The sequence below is a fragment of the Kamptonema formosum PCC 10802 genome (genome assembly GCF_000332335.1).
Lineage (GTDB): Bacteria > Cyanobacteriota > Cyanobacteriia > Cyanobacteriales > Oscillatoriaceae > Oscillatoria.
Map to the genome: position 1 here is coordinate 3,920,311 of NZ_KB235948.1, position 5,568 is coordinate 3,925,878.

Below are 5,568 nucleotides of genomic sequence, written 5' to 3' on the forward strand. Positions count from 1 at the left end.
TGAATTCAGCCCGGAAACCTTTAGGGGCTCCGGAGTAAGATTTCGAGATTGCCATTTCGAGGAAACGCTCATGCCCGATGGCAGCGTGCGCAGTTGCCAAGTAGGGGGTTCGGGGATATAATTATAGAAAGTGGGACGGGTAAAAAATAAGTGAGAGAAGAGTAAAATTATGAAAGCTGAAGAGTTGCTTGTCAGGTATGCAGCAGGAGAGAGAAACTTTATTGGAGTAGATTTGAGAGGAGCTAATCTCAAAGGTGCTTACTTGTCGCTGGTTAACTTGAAAGGAGCCAATCTGATCGGCGCTAATTTGAGTGGTGCTTATTTGGTAGATGCCTGTCTGCAAGATGCTAATCTCAGTTGGGCCGATCTAAGAAGGGCTATGGTGTACAATGCCCAGCTAGAACGCGCCAACCTCTGTGGTGCCAACCTGCGTGGCGCTCAGCTTTGGAGATCCTGCTATGATGATGCTCTCCTGATTGGTGCTGCTCTTTCTCGTGCCGATCTGGGCATATCTTTGCTGGATGGTGCCGATCTTACCGCTGCTAACCTCAGCCGTTGTCGTCTTGATGGAACTCGGTTCCGAGGAGCGAATCTCAGCCACGCCAACTTGAGACGCGCTACTGGTGCCTACGTTGAAGATGCCATTCTCTGTAACACGACTATGCCAGATGGAAGTATTCGCAACGACGGCTGTCCGCAAAGCTGAGCACCATATAGCTGAAGTCTTGCCGTATACCACTTTGAAGATTAGTAATTCATTTACCTCTCAGCGGGTGCGGCAGAGTGATCAATTAATCATCGACATCTACGTCAAAATCAAATTCATCATACCAGTCCAATGGACTGGTAATTCCGACTTCAATTAGCTGGTCATTAGTTTCGATAGCATCCTGGATATCTTTCGGAAGATTGGAAAAGAAGTTATAGCCAGTGATATTTTCAATTTCTCTCACAGACTTTTTAGTAGTTCTCCAGTCACGAGCTTCACCAGTCAGGGGATCTATCAGCTTTTTATTATCCATGTAAAATCCGATTGTATAGGCATCCTTTCCAACATCTGGTATTCCCTGGCCAGGGGAATCCAAAACCAACATAACTTTCCAGAAATTTGCTGGAATTTTAATAACTCCATTAGTCGGGGGTAACAGTATAGGCGTCCCATCTTCTTGCTTCTTAGTTCCATCCGTACCAGCAATGATGTAAACTTCCTTGCCTTGCTCTGCCCATTCTCGGCCATATCTCTCAGTCGCAGCCCACTGCTTATTATTGAGTTCTTTCTGCATCGGGACTATGTTTGACAGCAAGTTGACCGCAACAATATCCTTGCGGTTGCTAAATCTATCCCGGTCAGCAAAGGCAGTTAAATGTCCTCCTTCATATTGCATGCCATCAACATCTATGTTATTCGGCGTTTTATAAGTGCTAGATAACACTTTCGGGAACCCTGAAGGAAGGGTTTTATCTCGGTGAAGTGTACCTCGAATCACAGCCGGATCTCCTGGCTCAAACCGCCAGGATTGATTCAGTTGCCAACTCGCCCAATTAGCGGTGTTCGTGTCACCGTTGTAGGATAAGGCATACTGCGGTCTCTCAATCAGCAAGTTCTCTGCATAAGCGTTATCTGTAAAAGGCGCATTGCTGTATCTTGCCTCTCCTGGATTGCCAAACTTAAGGTGAACACTTTTGAAGGAAACATCATCAATGTAAGCTTCAGGAGCGGAGCCTATTAGCTCAAACTTAGGGATTACCGTGCGATTTTTTAACTTGTCTAGCTTGGCCTCATCAATCTGAAAGGTTTCAAATCCCTTGGTTGCATAACCAAGTTTACGGGTGTCGGCTTCGTAAGCTGTATTACTGCCAGTTGCTTTTACTAAGCTAATAGTTGTTGTCACCGAGTTGCTGGCGTCATTAGCATCTTGGAGAGTGACTATAAGCACTCCTTTATCTAAAGCTGTTTCAGGAACGTGAAGGTTGAAACGGAACGCTCCCCACTCAGGCACAACAAGAGGATTATGGATAGCTTTATTGATGCCATTAACTCCTCCAAGATGTAGGGCGCGGTTGGGTTGAGTGCCATCGTAGCCCACACCTGTTTTGTAATGCTCGCTTAAGGTTTGAATGTCTTTCCACTCTACCAAATACTTTTGCAGCGCTTCATCTTCAACGTCACTCGCCGAAACGCCGCTGTCATTGTGGAGTGACCAACCGGGAATAGGCTGGCTATCTATCTTGTATGCAATTGCATCAAAGTTGCCATTAAACACCGTAGGAACCGCAAAATCACCCCGCATCCCGGCGTCATAGGTGTTGTCAAAATATACTGGAGTCCGCTCACTGGCCACCGGCGGAAGCAATGAACGCTTGTGGGAACCGCCACCCAGCACTGAATAGTACCAACCCGTGCCAATTCCTTCCCACTGGGCGTCCTCGTCACCCACCGGCTGTCCCGTATGGTTGGGCGTGTACCACGGCTTAGCATCCGGGAAGTTCGGATCGAACAGCTCACCGTAACTGAAATCCCCACTGCGCCGGTGAATTGGATACCCGAGAGGATTGTCTTTGCCCCAACTCAAATCGGCTGTACCGCCATACCAAGCGACAGTCCGCCCGTGAGGGTTGTTGCCATTCGCGACATCTTGCGTAAACCCAGCGCGACTGGAGGTACTGAGGTTTCCAGACTCGTCAAACCCGCCGAGATGAACTGATAAATCTGCCCTGTTCTCATTGGTGTCACTATCGGGCGGCAGCCATTCAGAGGGAATAATATTGACAATATCCCGCCCTCTGGGGTTGCTTGTCGTTGCCGTCTGGTAGTAATTGTCGGCAAACGTGACATTCTCCCAAACCTGAACCTGTGGGTCAAAGTAGTTGAGGGTTTGGCTATTAAGTTCCTGGGCGAAATCATTCGGGTCTACAGTCGTCATCTGGAGATCTGGGAACATCCCTGGATGCGTATCTTTCGGGAAGAAAGTCCCCAGACGCTGGATAATCTCGCTATTCACTACCGCACCGCGACCGAAACCAATAAAGTGCATCGGTGAGTTGAACAGAGCGTCTTTCGGAGTGCCCTCCGCCTCGCCATAGCTTTGGTTTAATCCAACCAAACCAGCAAACAGAGCATCGGCTGCTGCCTCAGAGAAGCCAGAATTAAGTTTGTCTGCTGTAGAATCTTGGCTCCAATCTGCAACCAGCACCAGCGGTTTGCCCAGCCCCCCATCGCCAGAGAGAACCTGCCACTCACCTGAGTCAGGTAAGTATTGCATAACTGTGCCGTCAGTGCCTTTGCCATCGATATTACCGGCAATGCTCCCAGCAATTTCCCTGGCGGAGAAAAGTCCTTTTGGATCGAAAGCCATGCCGTCAGGGGTCAAAAAGGTAACGCTGCTGTAGGTTTCAGGTGCCGGTGCGGCTGCAGGTGCTAGCGGCAGGTAAAATTGACCGTCGGACTGACGGATAGTACCTCTGGTGAGACTCTTGGCTTGAACGCCCCAATAGTAGGTCTGTCCGCGAGTGAGATTCAGAAGATCCGCAAAAGGAAATTGGTTGTTGGGAACTAATTCCTCTATGATTTTCCCGGCCACCTCCCACTGACCGAGACCATTAGCCACATCAATGACTCTCCAAGTCGCCGTCAGGTTGCGGTTGGGATTGTAATCCGCCACACCAGAGGTAGATTTCTTCAATTTGTTTTCATCTAAACCGGGTGGCAGGGGTCTTTCAACAAAAGAGTCTTCTCCTGGGAAAAGTCCCTCGCCCTCAGGAAATGTGCTGATAGTAAGGTTGACCTCAACAATATCAAATGTATTGATGATTGTCCAAATCAAGATAGGAATCACTACCTCAGGTGGCGCAGGCGTCGGGACAAGTTCAGGTGCAACTACTGGTTCCTTCTTCCACTGCACCTCTGCCAAATCCAGCCAGTCCGCCGGCGCTGCACTCAGCCCCCAAGACCCACCGGCAAGAGCAACCGGCCCCCGCGTGCTATTTGGCAGCACGCCATAGGTAAACTGGTAACTCGCCCAATCCCCCTGAACAATCCCATAGTCAGCAGCAACACTAATTTCCGGATTGATATCATCCACCGGCACCCTTGACAAATCACCCCAAGTAGCATTCTTCGCCGAACCAGCACTGAAGAAAGGAGACCCCTCCCCTCTGTCCAACCCGTCGATAAGGAAATTCCCAGGATTTTCCAGAGTTTCGATAATCTCCTCTACATCAAAAACATATGTACTGCCGGTGCCATTCAAGTTCGGATAAGAAGCGTAGAGATACTTACTGTCATTTGAAAGTACCAGGTCTGCAGTCAGCGCTCCGGGGAATCGGTCGAGTTGCCGCCACCAACTGCGGATTAGTCAGCGGGTCTTTAATAATCCCAATATTGCCCCCCAGCCCGCTTATCAGTTTGCAGGACACTGCCCTGACGGTTGCGACCGGCAACAAACGCATACCGCCCATCTGGCATCACTGTTACCGCCACCCCCTCATTGACATCGAAATAATCACCGACATTCCCCAAAGATAAATCTATGTATCGCGCACTTGCTGCAAAATTGAGAGGGTCATCATTCGTTACCTCAAGCACGCCGAAACCCTTTGCGTCGCTATTCTGTTGCCCATTGGTAAACGTTAGCTTCAACGGATCTGCAGTAGCTGCCACTCCGTCCGCCCCGTTGTTTGTCAGAACCGCCCCAATCTGCTCGTGCCACTTGCGCTCGTTCTGATTTGGAGCTGTGGGCCGGTCTTGCCCGTCAATATTAATGACATAAATATAACCATTCGCCGCTGTGACAAAAAGCTTGCGCCCGTCACTGCTAATAGCCATCTTCCGCAGCCCAGAGGACGCCGGATTTACCGCAATGGTTTGAATTACCTGATGATAAGTCTCCGAGAACGTATTGATATCCAGTATGTAGATATTTCCCCTCGCACTGTCGGCAATGTAAGCGTATTCATTCCGCGAGTTAATAACAATTGACCACGGTTTTGCACCGGCAGGCAGATCGATCGGGTTAATGTCCGGGATATCCGGTTGAGTGTCCACCTGCTGCAACACCAGCGGATCTACTAACGCCACGCGCCCCGTCAAGGACCCCCTAGTCTCCAAAACCACATAAACGCGAGTTCCGTCGCTCGTCACGGCGCTCGCTCGCGGCCAATCTGTTCGGTCAGGAGTGCCGACCGGAATGCTGGCGAGGAGCAATTTACTGCTGTTGCTGGCTTCCACTACTGATTCTGGGTCAGTGCCGTCGAGAACCGCAAGCCGGTCTGCCCCTCTTTGAGCAGCAAAAATGTACTCAGCGCCCTGATTTATCCGAATCTTGTTGCTGTCGTACTCGACTTCTTCATACACCGGCTCTGTGCCATTTTGACCGGCCAAATGGTTCTGCCGGCGCGTCAGGACAATGCGCGACGCACCCAGAGGCACAGTATTGGGCACCTTAACCGCCACCTCAAAGCGATTGTCCCCCAACTCTCGGCTCAGATTGGGCAAAACCGTCCCCTCATACGCCGTATCGCCGACATAAAATTTAGCAACCAAATCCTCAAACCGGCTGCCAAGAAGGT

The 5,568-nt window shown here is 50.0% G+C and carries 3 protein-coding genes; 1 reads left to right on the forward strand and 2 read right to left on the reverse strand.

All coding sequences use genetic code 11. The annotated features are described in order from the left end of the window. Positions 1–169: 169 nt before the first annotated feature. Positions 170–706 (forward strand): pentapeptide repeat-containing protein, encoded by a 537-nt coding sequence (locus tag OSC10802_RS40575; RefSeq protein ID WP_017717951.1) that lies wholly within the window; start codon positions 170–172, stop codon positions 704–706. A gap of 85 nt (positions 707–791) precedes the next feature. Here OSC10802_RS40575 and OSC10802_RS0116895 read toward each other — a convergent pair whose 3' ends face one another. Together OSC10802_RS0116895 and OSC10802_RS40580 are read right to left on the reverse strand one after the other, a co-directional pair. Then, positions 792–4,250, reverse strand: a complete 3,459-nt coding sequence (locus OSC10802_RS0116895) for a DNA/RNA non-specific endonuclease (RefSeq protein ID WP_017717952.1) — start codon at positions 4,248–4,250, stop codon at positions 792–794. Between the two features lie 116 nt (positions 4,251–4,366). Beyond that, positions 4,367–5,568, reverse strand: a 1,202-nt coding sequence (locus tag OSC10802_RS40580; RefSeq protein WP_044170153.1) for a YncE family protein, incomplete at its 5' end; no start/stop codon positions are given.